The following is a 22011-nucleotide window of genomic DNA, read 5'->3' on the forward strand; positions in this document are numbered from 1 at the left end:
GCCCCTCAGCATTCAGCATTTATTCCAACAAGGATTTGATTTATATGGCGGACATCGAGACACGCCCCACCAATTTTATCCGGCAAATCATTGATGCCGACCTCGCTTCAGGCAAGCACAATACTGTACAAACCCGTTTCCCGCCTGAACCCAATGGTTATCTGCACATTGGTCATGCCAAATCTATCTGTTTGAATTTTGGTATCGCTCAGGATTATCAGGGCGCCTGTAATCTGCGTTTTGATGACACCAACCCGGAAAAAGAAAACATCGATTTCGTTAATTCCATTCAGCGCGACGTGCAATGGCTGGGTTTCCAGTGGGATGGTAATGTCCGGTATTCGTCTGATTATTTTGACGCGCTTTATGGTTATGCGGTTGAACTGATTAACAAAGGCCTGGCCTATGTCTGTTTCTTAAACGCTGAAGAAATGCGCGAATACCGCGGCAGCCTGACGCAGCCGGGCAAACCAAGCCCGACCCGCGACACTTCGCCGGCGGAAAACCTGGCGCTGTTTGAAAAAATGCGCGCTGGTGGTTTTAAAGAAGGCGAGTGTTCGCTGCGTGCCAAAATTGACATGTCATCGTCTTTTATCTGTATGCGCGACCCGGTGATTTACCGCGTCAAGTTCGCTCATCATCACCAGACCGGTGACAAATGGTGCATCTACCCGATGTACGATTTTACCCACTGTATTTCAGATGCGCTCGAAGGCATCACGCATTCACTCTGCACGCTGGAATTCCAGGACAACCGCCGGTTGTACGACTGGATCCTCGACAACATCACCATTCCTTGCCACCCGCAGCAAATCGAGTTTTCGCGGCTGAACCTGGAATATCAGGTGATGAGTAAACGCAAATTACACCAGCTGGTTGAAGGCAATCATGTGTCCGGCTGGGATGATCCGCGGATGCCAACTATTGCCGGCCTGCGTCGTCGCGGTTATACACCGGCGTCGCTGCGTGAGTTTGCTAAGCGCATCGGTATTACCAAACAAGACAACGTCATCGAGATGAGCGCATTGGAAGCCTGTATCCGTGAAGATCTGGATGCGCACGCACCGCGCGCCATGGCTGTGCTGGACCCGCTGAAAGTCACTATCAGCAATTTTAACGCTGACGTGGAATGGCTGGACGTGGCCAATCATCCGAAAGATGAAAGTATGGGCAGCCGCAAAGTGCCGTTTGGCAAAGTGCTGTATATTGACCGTGCTGATTTCCGCGAAGAAGCTAACAAGCATTACAAACGTATGGTTACCGGCGGTGAAGTGCGGCTGCGTGGTGCTTATGTCATTCGCGCCGATGAAGTCATCAAAGATGCCGACGGCAACATTCTGGAACTGATTTGTAGCTATGACCCGGAAACTCTGGGTAAAAACCCGGCGGATGGTCGTAAAGTGCGTGGTGTGATCCACTGGGTTGAAGCCTCACAAGCAAAAACCGCTGAGTTCCGGGTTTATGACCGCTTGTTCAGCGTGCCAAATCCGGCGGCCGAGGATGACTTTATTCAGGTGATCAACCCGGCGTCGCTGCAGGTGAAGCACGGTTTTGTCGAGCCTAGCCTTGTTCAAGCTGCGCCAGAACTTGCTTTCCAGTTTGAACGGGAAGGCTATTACTGCGCGGACAACCGCGACAGCAGCCCAACAGCCTTGGTGTTTAACCGCACCGTTGGGTTACGTGACAGCTTCGCTGCAGAAGCTTAACCTGCTAAAACCAGCCTTAGGGTTGGTTTTTTTTCGTCGGTAGCAACAGAAATAAGGTGCTCCAGGGACTACAGAAGGGACAAGGATGATGATGCGGTGGCTGCTGGCAACGATATGGCTTGGTTGGTGCGCACAGGTGTTGGCGGCGCCAGCCGTGGCGCGTTATCCACAGCCTCAGCATGCGCAGGATCACCGCTCTGATTATGCCATTGCGTTATTGACGACAGCGCTGGCCCGCAGTGCGCCGCAGACGCAAGTGGTGCCGTCGCGCCATGTGTTTTCCCGCAGCCGCGCGCTGGAAGAACTGGCGCCCGGCGGCGGGGTCGATGTGGTCTGGACTTTAACCTCGGTGGAGCGTGAACAAAAATACCTGCCGGTGCGCGTGCCAATTTACTTTGGTTATGGCGGCTACCGCGTGCTGCTTATTCATCAGCAACAGGCCAGCCGTTTTGCCGCACTGCGTACCGGCGCGCAGTGGCGTGAATTGCGTTTTGCCCAGGTGCACGACTGGCTGGATACCGGCTTGCTGCGTCAGCATGGCTGGCAGGTGCAGGGTGTATCGCAATACGCCAATTTATTTCCGTTATTGCTGAAAAACCGCGTCGACGCTGTGCCACGTGGGGTGTTGGAAATTACCGACGAAGCGGCGCAGTGGCAGGCCAAAGGGCTTATCATTGAAAGTCAGTGGCTGTTGAAATACCCGTCGGCAGAGTATTTTTTTGTCAGTCAGCAAAACCCACAGCTTGCGCTGCTGCTTCAGCAAGGCTTACAGCAAATGCAGCAGGATGGTAGTTTGCAGCGGCTGTTTGAGCAGCATTTTGCCGCCAAGCTGAAGGCATTAGATTTACCCAAACGGCGTGTGATCACCATCCAAAACCCTTATCTGCCGGTGCGACCACGCAGTCAATAAGGCTATTGGTTAATCGACCTGACGGGCGAGCTTCAACAGTTGCGCCCCCAGTTTAATCTGGTGTGCCGCCGCGCGTTGCAAATTAACCTGAAAGCTGATGCCGTCCGGGGAAGTGATGAGCTGGATCACGCCAAGCTGGCGGTAAGCTTCGTTATTATCGGTGACGATTAACAGCGGCGTGCCGGCGAGGTCGCGTTGCCACTGCGTCAGCGTCTGCCGGTCAGATAATCCCAGCATCAGCACATCACACTGCGACAAGGCCTGTTTTCCGGACAGTTCTTTGACATCCAGTGCTTTGACATCCGGCGGCAATTTGAGCTCAGCAAATGCCTGCAGCAAAGCCGGATGACCGAGCAGACAAAACCGGACCTGCGCACGCGGCGGCGGGGGCCATTCGGTGAACTGCGCGAAGCGATACAGAAATGTCGCTTTGAGACTGTATTCATCGGCGGCCTGCAGCGGGCCGGCGATACTCAGCCAACAAAGCAGAGCCAGCAAAATGCGCCTTACCATAATTGCCAGCTCCAGCTGAGGCTCAGCATCCGGCCAGGCTGTACTGTTGGCGGGTTCAGCAGCATTGGCCTGTCGTATACCGCTTTGTCCAGCAGGTTGTAAAGCTGCAGCACCAGTTGATGGTGCGGATGTAGCTGAAACTGCAAGCCTGCGTGTAGCAAGCCGTAGCCGGGTAATAAGCTGTCCCCGACCTGACGCCGGCTCAGCGCCAGCGCCTGAATAGTCAGTTGTGTATGCCAGAGCGGCAGGGGCTGCGAATACTGCAATTTCAGCAAATGCTGCGGTGAATTTTGTAGCGGATAGTCACTGGCATCGCGGCCACGTTGCCAGGACCAGGCGGCGGTCAGCATCTGGCCGCTGTCGAACCGCCAGTCCAGATCCAGATTCAGGCCGTGCTGATGCAGTCGATCAGCGTTACTGAATACTGCAGCATCCGGCGTCATGCGGATCAGCCGGCGCATGTCCGCATCAAACCAGGCCAGACGATAGCTAAAACGCGGCGACAGGCGCTGCTCATACACCAACTCCGTGGAATTGATCACTTCATCCTGCGGCACTGGCTGGTCAAAGCTGAAGTTGGTGGCAAATTCGTATAAATTCGCCGCGCGATATGCCGAGCCATACAACACCTTGAATTGTTGCGCTTCTGACCATTGCCAGACCCAGCCTAACCTTGGGCTGATGCGGCTGCCGTTGACTCTGGCGTTGTCATAACGAGCTCCGAGCAACAAGCTTTGTGTCGCACTGTATTGCCACTGGTCCTGCAGGAACAACGAGCGGCGTTGATTGTGGCCATAGTAGCCTTGCAATAATTCGTCATCGTCGCGCAACCGTACTTCAATCTGCTGGCGGACATCGTCCTGAAACTCCACGCCGGCCAGCAGGTCATGCGCAGCCAGTCCCTGATACTGCAGCAGCAAATCGCCGCTGTACCAGCGGCCGAGCTGGTCACTGTCTAAGCTGGTGAGACCAAGTTCCGGATGAAATAGCGGCATAGCACGCTGATATTCGCTACTGCTGTAGTTCAGATGGCCGCTGAGGTTCAGATTGTCGTCAAGTTGTTGTTGATGGGCCAGCGACAACAGCAGGTTATCGTTTTGATCCCGCACCGGTGCGGCCAACCAGCCTTGTGGCATGGTTACCAGATCCGGTGAATGACGCCGCTGCGCCGACCAGAGCGCCTGCAACCGCAGGCCCTGATGTTTGCCGCCAAGCCGCAGCCGGGTTAAATGTTCATTGTTTAATGGCGCAAAGCTGTCGGCGAAACCCTCAGGTATCGGAAAAGCCAGCGGAATTTGCGGATGTTGTTGATGGCCCGCACTGAACCACCATTCACTGCCTTGCTCCAACCGCTGTGCGGTATGGAAAAAATACTTGTTGGCGCCATCCGACTGCAGGCTGAGTTTCACCGCAGCGCCGCGCAGTTGCTGGGCGGTTTTGGTCAGGATATTCACCACACCAAAAAACGCGTTGTTACCATACACGGCGGCGCCTGGGCCGGCGGCAAATTCGATGCGCTCAATGTTCTCCACATCGATAATGGCGTCGCTGCCGAGCAGGCCGGCGTCATAGATATTTTCATTGATGCGCACACCATCGAGTAAAAACAACAACCTGGAGTTAAAGTCGCCGGGTTGGCCCAAACCCCGTACGCCAATGTATTGAAAAGCGCCGTCTGTGCTCAGGTAAATTCCTGGCAGGCTCTGCAGAATTTGCGCCAGCGTCTGATACTGAAACAATGCAATGTCGCTGGCGGTGACGACATAAGTCAGATTGGCGCTGTGGCTGTTGGCCTGGGTAAATCGTGAAGCGGTGCTGACTTCAATTTGTGCCGGTATGTCGGTCAGTGGTGTGTTTAACAGTTGTTCCAGACTAGGCGTTTCCTGGGGATGGCAAAGTGTTGGCCACAGCAGCAGCAAAGCAAGGCGGGCGGCGCTAGTTCGCATCACTGTACCTGCGGAAGGTATTTTTGCCGGCGCGTTTGGCCTGATACATCGCTTCGTCAGCCTGTTGCAACAGCTGATGGGCATCGCTGCTGTGATCTGGGCACAGGGCCAGCCCCACAGTCGCACCAACCGGCATCAGTGCCGCTTTCACCCACATGGGTTCGCGGATGGACTGGATGATGCGATCTGCCAGCTGCTCAGCACGCTCTGGTTGCGTCAGATCTGTTAACAGCACTGCGAATTCGTCGCCACCGAGGCGAAATACCAAATCACTCTGACGTAACTGCGACAACATCCGTTTGGCGACAATCTGCAGCACTTCATCGCCGGCATCATGGCCCCACTGGTCATTGACGGTCTTAAAGTTGTCGAGATCAATAAACAACAACGCCAGATGCTGGTTGTTTAGCTGCGTATGCGCAACGGCACGGGGCAGTTCAGCTTCAAAATACAGCCGGTTGGCAAGGCCGGTCAGATGGTCATAATGCGCCAGTTTATCCAGTTGCTGGCTGGCCTGCTTTTGCGCCTGCAGTTGTTGCTGCAGGTCGTGCTGCCAAATTTCGGTACGTTTAAACAATTCATTCAGCCGCTCACCAAGCCGGCCCACTTCGTCACGCCGGCGGATATTGGCGCGGATGCTGTAATCCTGATGTTTGGCGGCAAATTCTGCCAGTTCCGCCAGTTCCAGCACCGGTTTCAGCGCCCGGAGCTGTACCCAGCGCAGCAAGCGGCTGGCGAGCAAGAGCGCCGCGAGCATAATGCCGATAAATAGCGCCAGCATCGACAACAAACTTTGCTGCAGGCTCTGCAGGCTTTCCGTGACTACTACAAAGCCGACAACTTCGTTTTGCAGCCGGACAGGCCTTTTGATTTGCAACTGCTGCAAGCGCTGTAATTCATATGAAGCGCTGTCTTGCCAGAACTGTGGCGACGGTGCCGGGCTAAACAGCTGCATTTTTGCATCAAATACGACCACTGACTGCACATCCGGGCGCAGAGAGTAGGCGGCAATTTCGCGCTGCGCTGCATTTTTGTCCTGAAACACCAGACTTGACGCCAGGTTCAGCGCCAGTTGTTCGGTATTGGCGACGGCAACCGCCAAATGCCGTGCCCGTGCGGAGTGCCAGGTTACTGCTCCAAGGATTGCGACGGTCAGACATATAGTGCCGGCCAGGATCAGCAGGTTAAGCCGGGTGAGCCGGCTGACCAGAGAAAGCGCGCTGGGTTGCGCTGGTGTTTCAGCCACAAATTCCTCGGTAACAAGGCAGATGACCCCTGTGGATTACTATAGATGCCACGCGGAAAACTGCAGTAGAATCAGAATTGTTTCTTCGTGGGCAGGGTAGATTTATGCAGGTGTTGACAGAAAAGGTCCGGTTGGAGCACGAGGCGGCGCGCTTATTTATGCGGTTGTATCAGCGCCGTTTTGGTGTTTCGATGCGCCATATCTGGCACAACGAGCCAGCGAAACCGGATGTTTCCTGTTATCTGGAGCAGCAGCGGCTGGATCTGGAAATCGCCCATTTGTATGGCAGTGAAGCGGAGGCGATGTTACTGCTTGGGCGCGAGCTGAGCCCGCAAACCCGTGAAGCTTTAGCGGCATTACATCAAGTACCGGTACAGGAGCGGATGTTGGCGGCACTGGACCGGCTGATCCGGCAAAAAACTCATAAAAGTTATGACAGCGAGCGCGTGTGGCTGGTGATCAGAAATACCCATCCGGTGTGGCATCCGGACCAATTACAGCCGTTTCGTCAGAATATCCGGCTGCCGGCGGCGCAGCCTTTTGACCAGATCTGGTTGGTTGCCGATTATCGCGGTGAGCATGGCATTGCCGCCGTCTATCCACCGGAATTAACCTGATGCGCCGGTTCTGGCTGCGCTACCAACAAGCGCTGCAGTCTTGCTGCCGCTGGTTGTCGCCGCGGCAATTGCAGCTGCTGGCGTTGCTTTGCTTCAGCACGACAGTGCTGTTGTTTTTGCAGCCACAGCGTAGCGAATGGTTGTTATTGCCGCTGCTGCTGTTGTTGTGGAGTTTGCTGTTGTTGTTTGCCCGCCAGATGTTTTTAACTCCCCCAACCGAACCCGGGGCCGCCGGGTTTTTCACCCGTTGTCGGTATTGGCTGCACTTTGGCTGGTATCAGTTGATGTTACTGCTGTTTTTGCTGCTCTGTGGCGTGGCGCTGGCGTTTAGCCTGAAATTAGCCGGTGTTATACTGCGCGCCTTACTGGCTTAAGTGCGCTGCCATGGAGTCTGATTTTGACTGACGTTGCTGTTTCCAACCCTTGTATTGAGCCGGTGTTACCGGTGGTGATCTTTTGCTCTGTCGTCGACAATTTCGGTGATATCGGTATCTGCTGGCGTTTGGCGCGCCAGCTGGTCGCTGAGCAGCACTGTCAGGTGCGGCTGTTTGTCGATGACTTAGAGAGTTTTGCCAGGATTTGCCCGGAACTGGACCCAAAACAAAGCCGTCAGCAAATGAACGGTGTGACGGTGCTGTACTGGCAAAGCGCAGTTGCGCCGCAACATCAGTTAACTCCGGCTGAGCTGACGCAGACAGCACTGTGCATCGAGGCGCTGGCCTGTACTATTCCGGCTGAGTTTTTAAATGCGCTGGCGCTGGCAAATCCCAATGCGCTTTGGCTCAATCTGGAATATCTGACCGCCGAAGACTGGGCTGCCGGTTGCCATGGCTTACCGTCGCCACAGCAGGGCGTCAGGCTCAAAAAGTATTTTTTCTTCCCCGGCTTTACTGCCGATGTGGGTGGCCTGTTGCGGGAGCAGCATGTGGTTGCACAGGCGCAGGCGTTGCAGCAAAGCACTCAGCTTCAGCAGCAAGCCTGGCAGCAGCTCGGTCTAAATCCGCCGGCGCCCGGCAGCCGGGTGATGTCGTTATTCGCTTACAGTCAGACCGGCATCGCAAGCTGGCTGGCGCTGCTAGCGCAGGATGTCAGACCCAATCTGTTATTGGTCGCTGAAGGCGCCCTGGCAGAGTCGCTGCGCCGGCAATATCCCGATTTGGCAACTAATGGCAAATTTGTACAGGGCAGTCTGACGCTGCAAATTCTGCCTTTTGTACCACAGCCGGACTATGACCTGTTGCTGGCACTGTGTGATCTGAATTTTGTCCGCGGCGAGGACTCGGTGATCCGCGCGCACTGGGCCGGCAAACCTTTTATCTGGCAGATTTACCGCCAGGCAGAAGCGGCGCATCTGGATAAGTTACAGGCGTTTTTGCAGCTGATGCTGGCAGATGCGCCTGAAGCGCTGGCAGAACTGATGCTGGCACTACATCTGGCCTTTGAACAGGAGCAAAACTTTGCCGAGCTCTGGCCGGAATTTATCCAAAATTATGATGCAATACAGAGTCTTACACTTGATTGGCAAGGTAAATTATTGGCGCAACAAGATCTTGCCAGCAACCTCGTGCGTTTTGTGCAAAACCATCATATAATGTCGCGCAATTTTTCCTAACGAGAAGATAAAACTATCATGATGAAGACTGCTCAAGAAGTACGTGCCGGCAATGTGATCATGGTCGATAACGAGCCGATGGTTGTTCAGAAAGCTGAATTCAACAAATCAGGCCGTAACGCCGCTGTGGTTAAAATGAAATTAAAAGGTCTGCTGTCTGGTCAGGGCACAGAGACAGTGTACCGCGCGGACGACAAGTTCGAGCAGGTGATGCTGGATACCAAAGAAGTGACTTACTCTTACTTCGCTGACCCAATGTATGTATTCATGGATGCTGAGTACAACCAGTACGAAATCGAAGCAGAAAACATGACTGACGCCCTGAAATATCTGGTGCCGGAAATGGGCTGTTCAGTCGTATTCTACGGCGAGCGCGCTATCTCTGTTGACCTGCCAACCATCGTGGTGCGTGAAGTGACTTACACTGAGCCAGCGGCCCGTGGTGATACTTCAGGTAAAGTGATGAAAATCGCTAAAATTGAAACTGGTTTTGAACTGCAAGTGCCAGCTTTCGTTGAGATCGGTGACAAAATCGAAATCGACACCCGCACTGACGAATACCGCAGCCGCGCCAAGTAATTGGCCTTCTGCTGAAAAAACCGCCGTTGGCGGTTTTTTTTTGCCTGCGACATGGCAGTGCTCATCAGGATCAAGCTGTGTCTGCACCTGTCTGTTGCGACCAAGGCGTCATGGTATATGCGGATTCAGTAAATCCTTCAACGTCAGGTCGTTACTGCGTTGTCTGATGATGCTGAGTAACAACAATGCGCAGCCATAGGCATCTTCCAGTGCGTTATGGGCCCGGATTTGCGGCAGTCCATGGCGGGTCAGGCAATGATTCAGACTTAATGTATTGGTTTTCACCACAGAGCCCTGACGTTGTAACCGTTGCAGCTCCAAAGCCAGCGTATCGACAAATTTCAGCGCCGGGCTTTGCGGATGATGCCGCAAAAAAGCTTGCTGTAAAAACCGGCTTTCAATGGCACTGTGATGACAAACCAAAACACGGCCAGCAGCCGCCTGAATAAATGCAGCCAGCAGCTCCGCTTCAGTCAAACCAGATGCCAAATCAGCCTGATGCAAGCCGTGGATCACCGCACTTTGGCCTAATGTGGCATCTTCTGCCGGACGCACAGTACAATAAAAACTATTGTGCAAATGCAGCTGAAGCTTATCAATACAGACCCAGCCGGCGCTGACAATATGGTGTTGTCTGGCATCGAGGCCTGAAGTTTCCAAATCCAATACCAAAAAATTTGCCTGTCGCGCCAGCAATTGACCGGATATTGGCTGCAACGCCGCAAATGCCTGTTGTGGTGCTGTGCCTAACAGCCTCCGAAACCAGTGTTGCCAGCTCATCGTCACAGCTCCCGGCAATAACGCTGTGCGACAATTTGCTGGTGCTGACTAATCACCGCAAAAGCGTCTTTCAGTTGATGGCGCTGCAAGACATTAAGCTCGGCCGGGTCCTGCAGATTGCTGAAACTACCGCCTTGCGCTAACGCGGCATACTGCAATTGCCAGCGCAGCTGATGTAGCAGTGCAAAAGCGGCAGTTAAATCGCGTGCCTGACAGTCTGTCAGCACTTGCTGGCTGACCAGCGCCGACAGCCTCGCCGGCGTATTCACTGCGTGAATTCCGTGCGCCAGCGCATGCACCCGCACCAAATCATGAATAAGCGCAATACCGCGTTTTTTTAAATCCAGCCCGCGCCGTTTGGCGCCGTCCTGCTCCAGAATAAAATGTTTAAAAAAGCCCAGCGGGGGTTGATGCGCCAGCGCATTTTTCGCCAGTTGCCAGATAAACAGTTGCTGATGACTGGCGTTCAGAATATCCGACTGCAGTGCGTTAAACAGTGCCTGACTGCCGGCGACGACGCGGGCATCAAAATAGATGGTACTGTCGAGCAGTGCCTGTGGCGTCGGGGTTTGGATCATACCGGCAAAACGGGCCGACCAGCCGGCGAGACTTAAGCAAAGTTTTTCGTTGGTCGCCATCACATTGCCAGGACATAGAATCTGACCGGAACTGGCGAGGCCATCACAGACAAACCGGGCGAGGGCGCTGAAATAACGCCCGATGTCGCCAACAGGTTCTTTTTCCAGCAACAGTGCATTGTCCTGATCGGCGCTTAATAACATATCCTGACGCGCCTGCGAGCCAAAACACAGCCAACTGAAAGCGCAAGGGGCCGGTCCCAGATGTTGCTGCGCCAGCTTCAGCCAGCTTTGCGCCAGCGCATCATATAAAGTGCTTAAAATCTGACTGATTTCGGTGGACGGCAGCTGCTGCTGACCGAGCTGGCGGCTCAGTTCGTGAATGGCTTGTGCACAGGCACTTAAGCCGGCGCTGTCGTGCTGGCGATGAATGTGGCTGATCAAAAACAGCGGATGTTCCTGGGTGCTGCGCACCAGGTCGCTGGTGGTCAGCACGCCGCTGACCACACCAGAGCGTTCGACTGGTAAGTGGTGAATATTATGCTGGCTCATCAGCTGCAGCGCTTCAAAAGCAAAAGCGTCGGCGTGGATCCGATACGGGTTTCGCGTCATCACCTCGGCCACCGGGGTCAACGCCGACTTGCCCTGTGCCAGTACTTTACTGCGCAGGTCGCGGTCAGTCAGGATGCCGGTGAGCTGCTGTTCATCTATCACCAGCAATGAAGAGATACGTTGCTGTGTCATCAGTTGGGCAGCCTGTTGAATGGTGGCCTGGCTTTGAATACTGATCACTTGCAGCGCGCATAAATCGCCGACCCGCCGGTTGTCTGTGGCACTTTGTTGATGTAAATGCAGTGACCGGCCGAGCAGGCGTTGGAAATACAAGGCAAAGTTCTTAAACTGCTGCTGATACTGCACAAACACCGGCTGTGGGATCAGGTACACCAGGCCGTCTTCCTGACAATGCAGTTGTTCGTTTTGGTCCTGCTGTGCCAATAACTGGCGATAACCCCAGCAATCACCACTTTGCAGTGGATAAAGCTGTTGCTGTTGTTGCATCAGAAATAAACCGGTCCGCACCAGTACCAGTTGATTAGTAAATGGCAGTTGCTCGGACTGGACTGCGTAATACACGGTGATCTGCTGGCTTAAGGCGGTGAGATCAGCCGCGGGTAAATCGGCAAAAGGGGGAACCTGCGTTAAAAACTGCACAACATCCTGAATTTGCATCACAAGCTCCTGCATAAAAAAGGTCAGCGCCGGGATGCTGACCTGTATTTCGGTATGTTACCGCTGTCGTCAGCTTAGTGGGACGATGCCGCACCAGCCCCTTTCGGGAAACGGATGGATTCGACGATGTCCTGTACTTCAGCCGGTACTTCTTTCGTCACTTTGCTCACGGCAAAGGCCACGATAAAATTCACCAGCATACCCACGGTACCAATGCCTTCCGGTGAGATCCCGAGGAACCAGTTGGCTGGTACGTTGGCGGCCATTGGTGTGATGAAAATGCCTTTGAAGTAAACAATGTAGCCGATGGTAAACACCATCCCGGCTAACATGCCTGCCACTGCGCCTTCTTTATTCATTTTCTTGTAGAAAATGCCGAGAATAATTGCCGGGAAGAAGCTTGCTGCGGCCAAACCAAAGGCGAAGGCAACCACTTCTGCCACAAAGCCGGGTGGGTTAATGCCGAGGTAACCAGCCACCAGGATGGCCACGGCTGCAGCGCCACGGGCATAGCGCAATTCCATTTTATCGGAGATGTTCGGCATCAGATTTCGCTTCAGTAAGTCATGCGAAATCGATGTCGAGATCACCAGCAACAAGCCCGCTGCTGTGGACAATGCTGCCGCAATCGCGCCTGCCGCCACCAGTGCAATGACCCAGTTTGGTAATTTCGCAATTTCCGGGTTCGCCAATACCATGATGTCGCGGTCAATAGTCATTTCATTGCGCTCATCGCCTGAGTAAAACATCCGGCCGTCACCGTTTTTGTCTTCATGTTTAATCAGACCGGTTTTCGCCCAGTTGGACATCCACTGTGGTGTTTCGCTGACCAGCGTGCCCTGATGGTCCGGACCGTTAATAGTATCAATCAGATTGTAGCGGGCAAAAGCGCCGATAGATGGGGCTGTGGTGTACAGGATCATGATGAAAATCAGCGCCCAGCCAGCAGAAATACGTGCATCTTTGACCCGTGGCACAGTGAAGAAACGCACAATCACATGCGGTAAGCCGGCAGTACCCACCATCAGTGCGGCGGTGATGGCAAACACGTCCATCATCGATTTGGTGCCATCGGTATAGAGCGCAAAACCGAGTTCTTTGGATAAACCATCGAGTTTGTCCAGCAGGTAAACATCAGTCCCTTCAATAGTGCTACCAAAACCCAGTTGTGGAATTGGATTGCCGGTGATCATCAGGGAGATAAATACCGCAGGCACCAGATAAGCAAAAATCAGCACACAATACTGCGCAACCTGGGTATAGGTGATGCCTTTCATGCCGCCTAATACCGCATAGAAAAACACCACGGCCATGCCAACGACAACGCCGGTTTCAATATCCACTTCGAGGAAGCGGCTGAATACCACACCGACGCCACGCATTTGACCGGCAACGTAGACAAAAGACACCAGAATGGCGCAGACCACGGCCACAGTCCGGGCGGTTTGGGAGTAATAGCGGTCACCGATAAAATCCGGCACGGTAAATTTGCCGAATTTACGTAAGTAGGGCGCCAGGCACAGTGCCAGTAACACATAACCGCCGGTCCAGCCCATCAGATAAACGGAGCCGTCGTAGCCCATAAAGGAAATCAGGCCGGCCATCGAAATAAAAGATGCAGCAGACATCCAGTCAGCTGCGGTTGCCATACCATTTGCTAAAGGGGATACGCCACCACCGGCGACATAAAATTCCTGGGTAGAACCGGCGCGGGCCCAGACTGCGATACCGATGTACAGCAGAAAGGTCGCACCGACGATAATATAAGTGAGAGTCTGTAAATCCATGGCGCGCCCCTTATTCTTCGTGGACGTTATATTTCTGGTCTAACTGATTCATCTTCACTACGTAGACGAAAATCAGCAGCACAAAAACGTAGATTGAACCTTGTTGCGCAAACCAGAAACCGAGCTTAAAGCCGAAAAACTGGACTGCGTTCAATGCGTCGACAAATAAAATGCCGGCACCAAATGACACTGCGAACCAAATGGCCAGCAGTTTTAGCATCAGACTGACATTTTCCCGCCAATAGGCACTGGCTTGTTCAGAGCTTTGAAACGCCATAACGTCTCTCCTCGTTGTGTTTTGTTTATTGTTATAACCTGTTGTGAGCTGGCAACTGCCGCTGATTACACAATAGCCGGTGCTGGCAAAACGCCTAGCCCGACTTTAGTCGAAGTGGTTGAAGCCGCTGGTTTTTTGCTTTGGCTCAGCATTGACAGCGCCGTTAAATTCCCCAAGACTGCAGCGATACCCCCGCGCAGCGTTATCGTGACGCTGCAAGCTAACATATTGAATTTAAATGAGGTATTGACGGTGGCTGCTGGCTGGATCATTCTGATGGCAATTGCCTATATCGGTGGGCTCTTTGCAATCGCAAACTGGGCGGACCGGCCGCGGCATGACCCGCTACTACAAAAGTATGGGGGGGCGATTTATAGTCTGGCGCTGGCGGTGTATTGCACGTCCTGGACTTATTATGGTGCTGTGGGGTCTGCCGTCAGTTCCGGCTGGGATTATCTGCCAATTTATCTCGGGCCTGTGCTGCTGTATCTGTTTGGCCATCGTCTGCTGCGCAAATTGTTATTTGTCGCGAAAAAACACAACGTTACCTCGCTGACCGACTTTATCAGTGCCCGCTATGGCAAACGCCAGGCCATCGCTGCGTTGACCGCGTTGCTCTGTCTGGTGGTGGTGGTGCCTTATATAGCGCTGCAATTAAAAGCCGTGACGAATTCTTATCAGGTGCTGGCAGGATTACCTGCTGAAGGCAGTACTGCGGTCTGGCAGGATTCGGCACTGTGGAGCGCAGTCACTATGGCGCTATTTGCCATTTTATTCGGCACCCGCAAGTTACACCTGACCGAACAGAACCGCGGCGTGATGGCCGCTATTGCTTTTGAATCCGTGGTGAAGCTTGCGGCTCTATTGCTGCTGGCGGGCGCTGTGGTGTATTGGCTGCTGCCAGAACCGGCAAGCTTGTTACAGCAATTCCAGCAGCACAGCGACGCCCAATCTGCCGGCCAGTTCAGCCTGACCGGCTTTCTGACCAAAACCCTGCTGGCGGTCACTGCAGTGTTTTTATTACCGCGACAGTTTCATGTGACTTTTGTCGAGAACACCGATCCTGGCCATTTACATCAGGCGCGGCGCTGGTTTGTCTGGTATTTGCTGTTAGTGACTCTTGTTGTGGTACCCGTCGCTATCGCCGGTATACACCTATTTCCACAACAACTAGCGCATGCCGACAGTTTTGTACTGTTAATCCCGGCGAGTCAAGGCTGGGACTTATTAAGCGCATTGGTATTTATTGGCGGTTTCTCCGCCGCGACCTCGATGATTGTTATCGCCACGCTGGCGCTTGGCACTATGATCAGTAATGACGTCGTGATGCCGGCCTTATTGCGCCGCCAGCAACTACATAGGCAACAACGCGATTACAGCGTGTTGATCCTGCGGGTGCGCCGGCTGATGATTTTGCTGGTGATGGCTTTGTCCTGGGGTTATTACCGCTGGTTTGCCCGCAATTACGAGTTGGCTGAAACCGGCTTGTTGGCTTTTGCGCTGATTATTCAGCTGGCACCGGCGGTGATTGGCGGGCTGTACTGGAAGCGCGGGCACGCCTGGGGCGTTTATGCCGGTGTTTCGGTCGGTTTTGTGCTGTGGTTTTATTGCCTGATGTTGCCGCAGCTGGTCAGTGCCGGCGTGATGGCGGCGACAGTGTTGGAGCAAGGCGCTTTTGGCCTTAGCTGGTTAAAACCAACGGCGCTATTTGGTCTGGAGCTGGATGCTTTAAGCCATGGTGTGTTTTGGTCTTTGGGGCTCAATTCGTTGGCCTATGTGCTGATGTCGTTGCTGCACAAGGCGGATTTAAACGACCGTCTGCAAGCCGTCGCTTTTGTCAAACCCAATCTGCCGCTGCCGGATGATGGCAAAACACTCAAACGCAATTTAGTGGCGTCTGCCGATATTCTGACGCTGCTCGAGCGCTTTGTCGGTGCTCACCGGGTGCGCGAATCGCTGGATGAATTCGAACAGCGTCACGGCTACCGGCCATCGTCGGACGATGTGCTGCAGGTGCAGCTGCTGCGCCATGTCGAGCGAGAACTCGCTGGTGTGATTGGCTCATCAAGCGCCGCTGCCATGGTTAAAGCCGTGCTGGAAGGCCGCTCTTTTGCTTTTGAAGACGTGGTGACGATGTTTGACGACACGCGGGAAGCGATCCAGTTTTCCCGCAAGATTTTGTTCTCGACGCTGGAGAACTTAAGTCAGGGCGTCAGTGTGGTGGACCGGGATTTACAGCTGGTGGCCTGGAATAAAAAGTATCTGGAGATGTTTGATTATCCGGCCGGCATGATTAGAGTTGGCCGCGCTGTGGCGGACATAGTGCGCTTTAACGCCGAGCGTGGTTTGTGTGGGCCTGGTAACGCCGATGAGCACGTGGCCAAGCGCATCAGCCATTTGCAAAATGGTACTGCCCATGTGTTTCAGCGCGTCCGGCCTGATGGCTCGGTCATCGAAATTCGCGGCAATCCAATTCCGGGCGGTGGTTTTGTTACCAGTTTTACTGACATCACCGAGCATGTAAAAGCAGTACAGGCATTAGCGGCAGCAAAAGAGCATCTGGAACAGCGCGTGTCCGAGCGTACAGCACAAATCAGCCAGATGAACGCAGAACTGCTGGCAGAGGTGGAACTACGCCGCACCACAGAGCAGCAGTTGCTGCAGGCCAAGGCCGAAGCCGAAGCAGCCAATGCGTCAAAAACCCGGTTTCTGGCGCTGGCGAGCCACGACATTCTGCAGCCGCTCAATGCGGCGCGGTTATTTGCGGCAGCACTGGACGATCAGCAGTTAAACAGCAAAGGCCGGCAGATGTTGGGTCAGCTGGATAATTCGCTGAAAGCCACTGAAGAGCTGATGGCGACTTTGCTCGATATCGCCCGGCTGGACGAAGGCAAGCTGGAGTTCCCGGTCAGTGCCGTCGATTTACGCGCGATGTTGTTACAACTGTCCGATGAAAGTCAGTTGTTGGTGGCGCAAAAACAGCTGCAGCTGCATGTCCGCGCCGGGCATTTTTTGGTCAGCAGTCACCCGACTTATCTGCGTCGTATCATTCAGAATATTCTGAGTAATGCCATTAAATATACCCAGTCCGGCAAAGTGCTGATGGGCTGTCGTAGGCGCGGTGATTTGGTCTGGATAGAAGTGTGGGACACAGGCCCGGGCCTGGCTGAGCAGGACCTGCAGCAGATTTTCACTGACTTTTACCGGGTGCAGGCGACAGCACGGGGTCAGCAGGGCGTCGGGCTTGGGCTTGGTGTGGTGCAGAGGATGGCGCGCAGTCTGGGGCATCCGCTGGAAGTTCTTTCGGTGCCGGGGAAAGGCAGTTGTTTCCGTTTGGCGGTACCTGTTATTGCCGCCCCCCTGCTGCAGCCGGTCTCTGATCCAGCGCTCAGCATGCCAGTGCCGCAGACAGCGCCGGACGCGCTGAGCATTCTGTGTATTGATGATGACAATACTAATCTTGCGGCTTTGCAGCAGTTGTTAACACAATGGCAGCTTGGCACTGTGGCGTGCCTCGACGATGCCGAAAAGGCGCTGCAACTGCAGCAGCAGGTGGATATAGTCATCGCTGACTATCAGCTAGGCCAACCGCCAGACGGCTTGCAGCTGTTTATTGCGTTAAAACAGCGCTGGCCTGAGCTGCGTGGCGTCTTAGTGTCGGCCGCGCCGGATCCGGGTTTGCCGGAGCGCGCCAAAACGGCAGGCATGTTGTTTTTACCCAAACCTATCAAAGCGGCGGCCTTGCGCGCTGCGTTGAATTCACTGAAACTGCAGGGCCGTGGAAGCTGAAATTACTTCCATCTGTACAAACAAGGAGAACTGCATGCGGGCAGAACTGGAACGCCGCTTTTTTTTGTGGATGTTAATTGCTGTTACTTTGTTATTTGGTTGGGTGTTAGAGCCGTTTTGGGGCGCGGTGTTTTGGGCCTGTGTGCTCAGTGTGATTTTCTATCCGTTACAGCAATGGCTGCTGCAGCATTTTTCCGCCCGCCGCGGCCGGATGGCACTGTTGACGTTGTGCTGTTCTGTGCTGGTGGTGGTATTGCCGCTGCTGGCGATTGGCGCTTCTTTTGTGCAGGAAGGCATCAATTTTTATGCCCGGTTACAAAGCGGTGAAGTGGACCCGGCGAAGATGATCGATGCGGTTAAATCAGCGTTTCCGACTGCAGTGTCGACCTTGCAGGGCTTTGGTATCGATACCGACAATCTGCGATTAAAACTCACCGAATTTGCTATGGGCACCAGTAAAGTGCTGGCTGGTGAGATGCTGGCAATAGGTCAGAATGCCGCTGGTTTGTTCCTCAATATTGCCCTGATGTTGTATCTGGCGTTTTTCCTGCTGCGTGACGGTCCCAAACTGCTGCATTTGTTGGTTGAAGCCTTGCCGCTTGGCGATGAACGTGAACATCTGCTGCTGGCAAAATTTGCCGAAGTGACGCGCGCGACTGTCAAAGGCAATCTGGTAGTGGCGGTGGTGCAGGGTACTTTAGGCGGCATTATTTTTTTCCTGCTGGACATTCCGGCGCCGATTTTGTGGGGCGTGGTGATGACCTTCCTGAGCCTGCTGCCGGCCGTTGGCGCAGCGCTGGTCTGGTTACCGGTTTCCTTGTATTTGTACGCCACCGGGCAATGGGTGCCGGCGACTGTGCTTATCGCCTATGGCGCGTTGGTGATTGGCCTCGCCGATAACATCCTGCGGCCATTATTAGTCGGCCGTGACACCAAGTTGCCGGATTATGTGGTGTTGTTCTCGACACTCGGCGGCATCAGCTTGTTTGGCATCAATGGTTTTGTGTTAGGGCCGCTGGTCGCGGCATTATTTATGGTGTTCTGGCAGATTTTTATGACCGAATTCAGCCATCCGCCAAAAGCCTGAACTGTTTTTGTTTCATCGTTCTTTGGGCTGCAGCTTTAGTGCTGCAGCGCCGCGATAAAACGCTCGGACAACGCTAGTTTTGGCTGTGCCAAAACAGGAAGCTGGTTCAGCTGCTGTTCCAGCTGACTGAGCCGGTCCGCCGGCGCCGGATGCGTGGCCAGCAGCAGGCTCAGTGCGCTGCTGTCGCTGTTGACGCGATCAAGTTGCTGCAGCACAGCGGCCAAAGCATAAGGGTCGTAGCCAGCTTTGGCACAAAGCCGCACCGCCATAGCGTCGGCGGCCAGTTCATCATCGCGGCCAAGCCCTTTGGTATACAGCTGATGGCCGGCACTCAATACATTTTCAGCGATTTGCCGGTTTTGATAGGCGCGGGCGCTGGGCCGTTCTGAATTGTGCTCCTGACGATATTCCTCTGCTGCGCTGGCGATAGCGGTTAGAAGTCCTACTGAATTTTGTCGTTCAATTTCACGTAAGTGATGACGCTCGGTGATATGGCTAATTTCGTGGCTGAGTACCGCCGCGAGTTCAGCTTCTGAGTTCAGCGTAGCCAACAATCCCGAGCTGATAAACACATAACCTCCCGGGATGGCAAAAGCGTTCAGATCGGGGGTATCCAGGACGGCGAAAGTCCAGGGCAAATCTGGTCTGGCCGATTGAGTGGCGAGGTAGGTGCCCACTTTATTCACATATTGTTGCAGCGCCTGGTCCGGATGCAGCCGGCTGGCCCCGAGCAGCATTGCTGAAAATTCATCGCCAAGCTGCATTTCCTGTTTTTCGTCAATGCCGCCGGATTGGCTTAAATGTTGCCCGACCGTCGCCAGTTTGCCGAAGTTAACTCCATTCGCCGTCATGTTACAGGCGCTAAGAGCTGCCAGCAGGGAGCCAGCGAGCACATTCCTGTACAAACGAATACTGATAGCGTTCATCGTTGCACCTCTTTTAGTGGCACTGCGGGTTCGCTGTGCAGTCCGCCCGCTTTGGCAAAAGCTTCTGCTGTTGCTGGCTGTTGCTGAAAGGATTGCAGGGTAACCAGCGCATTAAAATCAGCAGTGGCGGATTCGATAGCAACTTTGTCTAAACCCCGTACACCGGTGCTGCTGGTCACCTGATTGTGGCCCGGAAGGACCAGACCATTGAGGTCGGTCAGCGGCTGATTGTCAGGCCGGAACATGGTTTTGCTCAGCTGCAACGCAAAGAGCCGCACCCAGCCATTCGGTTGTGCAATTGGCGCCACCTGATACCAGCCGCCCTGGCGGGCCAGCACCTGCAGCGCTGCAGCTTTGGGCAGTTCAGTGACTATTGCCGCATCTGGTACCGGTTGCGCCAGCAAAGGTGTGGGCTGGCGGGTTGTGGCTTTGGGCTTTGCGGGCAGACCGGATGGCGGGTTGCCCTGAGCTGTCATACTCAGCAGCATCAGACATAACAGAACGGTGTGACGCGGGTGTACTGCATGTGTTCGCATATTAATCTCCGAGTCGATAGATACGGATACCGGAGCTTCGGCCCTTCAGCTGAATGTCTCCAACCAAGTGTAGTGCATGGGCTTGTTGGCAGTGTGCGACGGTGTCGGCCGAGCATAAAATCCGGCCATAGTCCTTTGTGGCGGATTCCAGCCGACTCGCGACATTGACGGTGTCGCCAATAGCCGTGTAATCCAGTCGTTGTTCTGTGCCTAATAAACCAACAATGGCGCTGCCGGTGTGAATACCGATGCCGATATCAAAATGCGGCAGATCTGCTGGCAGGCGGGCGCAAAACTGCTGCAGGTTATCCACCAGCGCGACGGCAGCCTTTAAGGCTAAATCCGCTTGTTGCGCTTGGGGCAACGGCGCTCCCCAGAACGCCATAATGGCGTCGCCGATGAATTTATCCAGCGTCGCCTGGTGGGCAAACAAGGTTGCAACCTGCAGTTGCAGATAGTCATTCAGCAGCTGTAAAACTGTGTCAGCGTCCAGCTGTTCACTCAGGCTGGTAAAACCGCGGATGTCGGTGAACAACACGGTGATTTGGCACTTCTGCGTGGCCAGTGCCTGTTGCTGACTGATTAACGAGCGCACGACCCGGGGGTCGACAAAACGACTGAATAAGCGGGTGGTATGTTGCCGCGTCTGATATTCGCCAATGGCGCTGTAAGTATTAAAAGCGGCGGTGTTGAGTAAAAGCCAAAGACCATAAGTGCTGGCAGCCAGTAGTTGACCCTGTTTTAGCAGTAACACCCAGCCCACGCTGCTACACAAAATGATGATGACCAGAATCAACAGACTGAACAGACAAAATTGCTGAAAGCCGGCCGTGCGCCGATAGGCGAGCTGTAGCGCAAGCAGTTGCAGGCACAGCAGCGCCAGCAAAGGCATGTCGCTCTGTCGTTGCAAGGCGTTGTTTTGCAGCAGATTATCGATGGCAGTGGCGAGCAACACCATACCAGGTTGCTGTGCTGCAATAGCGGTATGTTTTAAATCAGCCAGGCCCACGGCGCTGCTGCCAATGATCAGGATCTTGCCGGCAAAAATGCGCTGTGCGTCGGCGCTTGGCTCGAATGCCAGTGCAAAAGCGTCGGCAAAACTGATACTGGGATAAGGCACAGCCAGCGGGCTTTGAAAGGTCAGCCATAAGTCCTGTTGTGCGGGCAACGCCTTGGGCTGGCTGAACCGCCAGGGTAACGACGGAAAAAGCCAACCGGCAATCTGATGTTGCAATGGGTAACGACGATAGATTCCGTCCGGATCGGCAGTCGCGTTGATCAGACCAACCCGCGTCGGCATATCGCTGGTACCCAGCGGCCACAACACCGGAACTGCCGGATTGTGCGGGCCCGGTTGTAGCAGCAGCGCCGGGTCTAAACTTTTTGCCTGCTGCGCTATGCCTTGCTCCGGACCAAGCCGCACCGCACTTAAATACAGGTTGTCGTGTTTGGGTAATATTGACAACCAGTAGGCGTCATCGTCCGGGCGGTCCAAATCAGCTTCACTGAGTAACAAATCAAATACCCAGGCTTTGGGTTTGTGCGGCTGTATACCTTCTAACAAATACGCATAAACACTGCGTGGCCAGGGCCAGGCGCCGACCTGTGCCGCCATCTGGCTGAGCGATTTGTCGTCGATGTCAATCAGCAGGATATCCGGATGTGGTGTGCCATGATGCGTAGCGTGCCAGCGCTGGGCCAGATCAAGACTGGCTGCGTCCAGCGGGCGAAACCAAGCCTGCAAGAAGCTGAGAGTTGCGAACAGAAATAACAACACAATCAACCAGATGCTGTGTTTAATCCCGACAAACTGCTGAGATGACGCTGACAAATGCAATTTTGTCCTGCTCCTGGTGTCTGGTGCAAATATTCTCTGACTATACTCAGCGTTA

18 protein-coding genes are annotated in these 22011 nt (G+C 54.1%); 8 read left to right on the forward strand and 10 right to left on the reverse strand.

The window, feature by feature from the left end:
- The first annotated feature begins 44 nt into the window (after positions 1–44).
- Both glnS and ABNT34_RS20470 read left to right on the forward strand, forming a co-directional pair.
- Complete coding sequence (gene glnS / locus ABNT34_RS20465; protein ID WP_348734756.1) at positions 45–1706, forward strand: glutamine--tRNA ligase; 1662 nt, start codon at positions 45–47, stop codon at positions 1704–1706.
- Between the two features lie 85 nt (positions 1707–1791).
- A complete protein-coding gene (locus ABNT34_RS20470; protein WP_348734757.1) occupies positions 1792–2616 on the forward strand; it encodes a transporter substrate-binding domain-containing protein in 825 nt (274 codons plus the stop codon).
- A gap of 9 nt (positions 2617–2625) precedes the next feature.
- Here the strand turns inward: ABNT34_RS20470 and ABNT34_RS20475 are convergent, their stop codons facing one another.
- From ABNT34_RS20475 to ABNT34_RS20485, 3 genes are read right to left on the reverse strand one after another with little or no spacing between them, the layout of a single operon-like run.
- Positions 2626–3129, reverse strand: a complete 504-nt coding sequence (locus ABNT34_RS20475) for a YfiR family protein (RefSeq protein WP_348734758.1) — start codon at positions 3127–3129, stop codon at positions 2626–2628.
- The gene (locus ABNT34_RS20480; protein ID WP_348734759.1) at positions 3123–5075 is read right to left on the reverse strand and encodes a TonB-dependent receptor; all 1953 of its coding nucleotides are present in this window, start codon (positions 5073–5075) and stop codon (positions 3123–3125) included. The genes ABNT34_RS20475 and ABNT34_RS20480 overlap by 7 nt, the downstream gene beginning before the upstream one ends.
- Entirely contained in the window at positions 5065–6321 is a 1257-nt protein-coding gene (locus ABNT34_RS20485; RefSeq protein WP_348734760.1) for a diguanylate cyclase, read from the reverse strand. Before ABNT34_RS20485 ends, ABNT34_RS20480 begins: the two co-directional genes overlap by 11 nt.
- Before the next feature lie 104 nt (positions 6322–6425).
- Between ABNT34_RS20485 and ABNT34_RS20490 the strand changes: the two genes are divergently transcribed.
- The 4 genes from ABNT34_RS20490 to efp are packed head-to-tail and all read left to right on the forward strand — an operon-like array spanning position 6426 to position 9129.
- The gene (locus ABNT34_RS20490) at positions 6426–6938 is read left to right on the forward strand and encodes a hypothetical protein (protein WP_348734761.1); all 513 of its coding nucleotides are present in this window, start codon (positions 6426–6428) and stop codon (positions 6936–6938) included.
- Positions 6938–7312: a hypothetical protein gene (locus ABNT34_RS20495; RefSeq protein ID WP_348734762.1), complete on the forward strand. Its 375-nt coding sequence runs from the start codon at positions 6938–6940 to the stop codon at positions 7310–7312. Before ABNT34_RS20490 ends, ABNT34_RS20495 begins: the two co-directional genes overlap by 1 nt.
- 23 nt (positions 7313–7335) lie before the next feature.
- Entirely contained in the window at positions 7336–8550 is a 1215-nt protein-coding gene (earP, locus tag ABNT34_RS20500) for an elongation factor P maturation arginine rhamnosyltransferase EarP (protein ID WP_348734763.1), read from the forward strand.
- A 21-nt stretch (positions 8551–8571) separates the two neighbouring features.
- Entirely contained in the window at positions 8572–9129 is a 558-nt protein-coding gene (gene efp, locus ABNT34_RS20505; RefSeq protein ID WP_031570660.1) for an elongation factor P, read from the forward strand.
- A gap of 108 nt (positions 9130–9237) precedes the next feature.
- Here the strand turns inward: efp and ABNT34_RS20510 are convergent, their stop codons facing one another.
- The 4 genes from ABNT34_RS20510 to ABNT34_RS20525 all read right to left on the reverse strand — a co-directional run bounded on the left by ABNT34_RS20510 (position 9238) and on the right by ABNT34_RS20525 (position 13781).
- Positions 9238–9909 (reverse strand): 3'-5' exonuclease, encoded by a 672-nt coding sequence (locus tag ABNT34_RS20510; RefSeq protein ID WP_348734764.1) that lies wholly within the window; start codon positions 9907–9909, stop codon positions 9238–9240.
- 2 nt (positions 9910–9911) lie between these two features.
- Positions 9912–11717 (reverse strand): putative nucleotidyltransferase substrate binding domain-containing protein, encoded by a 1806-nt coding sequence (locus ABNT34_RS20515; RefSeq protein WP_348734765.1) that lies wholly within the window; start codon positions 11715–11717, stop codon positions 9912–9914.
- Between the two features lie 74 nt (positions 11718–11791).
- Positions 11792–13504, reverse strand: coding sequence for a sodium:solute symporter family protein (locus ABNT34_RS20520; RefSeq protein WP_348734766.1), 1713 nt, complete (start codon positions 13502–13504; stop codon positions 11792–11794).
- A gap of 10 nt (positions 13505–13514) precedes the next feature.
- On the reverse strand, positions 13515–13781 hold the full coding sequence (locus tag ABNT34_RS20525) for a DUF4212 domain-containing protein (RefSeq protein WP_348734767.1): 267 nt from the start codon (positions 13779–13781) through the stop codon (positions 13515–13517).
- A 276-nt stretch (positions 13782–14057) separates the two neighbouring features.
- Between ABNT34_RS20525 and ABNT34_RS20530 the strand changes: the two genes are divergently transcribed.
- Together ABNT34_RS20530 and ABNT34_RS20535 are read left to right on the forward strand one after the other, a co-directional pair.
- On the forward strand, positions 14058–17570 hold the full coding sequence (locus ABNT34_RS20530; protein WP_348734768.1) for a PAS-domain containing protein: 3513 nt from the start codon (positions 14058–14060) through the stop codon (positions 17568–17570).
- Positions 17571–17604: 34 nt separating this feature from the next.
- Positions 17605–18657, forward strand: coding sequence for an AI-2E family transporter (locus tag ABNT34_RS20535; protein ID WP_348734769.1), 1053 nt, complete (start codon positions 17605–17607; stop codon positions 18655–18657).
- 35 nt (positions 18658–18692) lie between these two features.
- Here the strand turns inward: ABNT34_RS20535 and ABNT34_RS20540 are convergent, their stop codons facing one another.
- The 3 genes from ABNT34_RS20540 to ABNT34_RS20550 are packed head-to-tail and all read right to left on the reverse strand — an operon-like array spanning position 18693 to position 21950.
- Complete coding sequence (locus ABNT34_RS20540; protein ID WP_348734770.1) at positions 18693–19583, reverse strand: M48 family metalloprotease; 891 nt, start codon at positions 19581–19583, stop codon at positions 18693–18695.
- The gene (locus tag ABNT34_RS20545; RefSeq protein WP_348734771.1) at positions 19580–20119 is read right to left on the reverse strand and encodes an SH3 domain-containing protein; all 540 of its coding nucleotides are present in this window, start codon (positions 20117–20119) and stop codon (positions 19580–19582) included. Before ABNT34_RS20545 ends, ABNT34_RS20540 begins: the two co-directional genes overlap by 4 nt.
- A gap of 1 nt (position 20120) precedes the next feature.
- Positions 20121–21950, reverse strand: coding sequence for an adenylate/guanylate cyclase domain-containing protein (locus ABNT34_RS20550; protein ID WP_348734772.1), 1830 nt, complete (start codon positions 21948–21950; stop codon positions 20121–20123).
- Positions 21951–22011: the final 61 nt, after the last annotated feature.

This window comes from Rheinheimera texasensis (assembly GCF_964031785.1).
Classification (GTDB): Bacteria; Pseudomonadota; Gammaproteobacteria; order Enterobacterales; family Alteromonadaceae; genus Pararheinheimera; species Pararheinheimera texasensis_A.